This window comes from Syntrophomonas sp. UBA5494 (assembly GCF_002426325.1).
This window is the reverse complement of the sequence record NZ_DIPG01000105.1, coordinates 18,191-18,822: the sequence shown is the minus strand read 5'-3', so window position 1 is coordinate 18,822 and position 632 is coordinate 18,191. Positions and strand designations below refer to the sequence as shown.

The 632-nt window shown below is 51.6% G+C and carries 1 protein-coding gene; it reads right to left on the bottom strand.

Annotation, left to right across the window (positions count from 1 at the left end):
- Positions 1 to 115: 115 nt before the first annotated feature.
- Positions 116 to 632 (bottom strand): DUF1533 domain-containing protein (locus tag B3W37_RS11850; RefSeq protein ID WP_483175909.1); only part of this gene is annotated, 517 nt, incomplete at its 5' end.

Genomic DNA, 632 nt, shown 5'->3' with positions numbered 1-632 from the left:
AAAGGCAAAAGGCCTCCTGATCATCATGTCCCCATATCTCCTAATAGGAGGTTGGGCAAAGACTCCGCCTCTATGGTAAAGAGCCTTGCCCAACCGGCTGGTTACGTCTGATTGATTATTGGAATACTATCGGATTGTGATTGGCGTCATTGGTCAACTGGTCAACAATATACACCTTGATCACGTCGCCGGGATTTACATTGAATCCGGCTTTGGCCGTGCTGGACACATCAAAGTCAGCCACTGACGCATTGAGCTCCAGCTGAACACCGTTTCTCAAATGGCTAAAGACCACGGTTTCATTACCTTCATGAGAAACGACCGGCGTAATGTCAACCGCGAAATATTTCAACCCCGTATGGCCGGAGTTGACCGTCATGGTATCGATGCCGTCGCCGGTAGTTCCCGTGGTATAAACCGCATCGGTCTGAGGTGAAAGCGTGTAAACCGGATCAGGCTCCGCCATTACGGTCTGAATCAAAGTGGCGTCCGGGTATCCGGCCGCTTTGAACACAATAGTGTAGTCCTTGGCCGCCGTGAAGAGAGAAGCATCCAGGGTTATTCTGCCTGCCGCCGTTTTGTCATATTTTCCGTAGGCAATGGCGGCGCCGTCGACGTCAACCTCGGTGATG